The following is a 1024-nucleotide window of genomic DNA, read 5'->3' as shown; positions in this document are numbered from 1 at the left end:
CGGTCACGGTTCCTGTGGTGCTGCACGGGTTGGAGCAGGATTGGATCACCAGCCCGGTAGGCGCCGACGTCGACGCTGTGGTGAATGCGGCCTGGCACGACGTGGGTGGGCCCGGCATTGTGATCGGCAATGGTGCCAACGGTGTCGGGGGCGGGACGTTGGCCCAGGCCGATGGGGCTGCGGGGGGGTTGTTGTTCGGTGATGGGGGTAATGGGGCCACCGATGCGGCCGGCCAGGGCGGGGCCGGTGGCGCTGCGGGGTTGTTCGGGAACGGCGGAGCCGGCGGGGCCGGAGCCGACGGGGCGGGCGCCGGTGTCGCCGGCGGTGATGGGGGTGTTGGCGGGGCCGGCGGGATGGTGATCGGCGACGGCGGCACCGGGGGTGCCGGCGGGGCCGGGGGTTTCGGTGCGGCCGGCGGTGACGGGGCGGCCGGCGGTGATGCGATCGGGTTGTTGGGTGTGGGCGGTCACGGTGGTGCCGGTGGTGCCGGCGGCACCGGGGGCGCCGGCGGCACCGGCGGTGACGGGGGTAACGGCGCGGGACTGGTCGTCAACGGCGGCAACGGCGGCGCCGGCGGCGACGGCAGCAACCCCGACGCGTTGCCCGCTTTGGGCGGGGCCGGCGGCAACGGCGGCATGGTCGGCGTGCTGGGCAGCCACGGTGTCGTCGGCGCACCGGGCACCGTGACCGGTGCCGCGTCGGGCGCCCAGACCGGCACCGCCGACAGCGACGTGTTGACCATCAGCACCACCGGCACCTGGCTGACCAACAGCGATGGACAAGTCGTCATCCTGCACGGGTTTAACCAGGCGGTCAAGGATCCGCCGTTCGAGCCGTCCGCCGACGGGTTCGGCGCCCAAGACGCCCAGTTCCTGGAGGACAACGGCTTCAACGTAGTGCGGCTGGCCATCTATTGGGCTGGGGTGGAGCCCGAGCCCGGGGTGTTCAACGAGGCTTACCTGCAATCGGTTGCCCAGACTGTGCAGACCCTCGAAGACCACCACATCTACGTGCTGCTCGGCGG

The 1024-nt window shown here is 72.6% G+C and carries 1 protein-coding gene; it reads left to right on the top strand.

Features of this window, described 5'->3' with window-relative positions; genetic code table 11:
- Positions 1 to 17: 17 nt before the first annotated feature.
- Positions 18 to 1024 (top strand): cellulase family glycosylhydrolase (locus F6Q13_RS17820; protein WP_293059400.1); only part of this gene is annotated, 1007 nt, incomplete at its 3' end.

The organism is Mycobacterium sp., from assembly GCF_008709575.1.
In the GTDB taxonomy this organism is placed as follows: Bacteria; Actinomycetota; Actinomycetes; order Mycobacteriales; family Mycobacteriaceae; genus Mycobacterium.
Note: the sequence above shows the minus strand (reverse complement) of the source record. Positions and strands in the feature narration are given on the sequence as shown.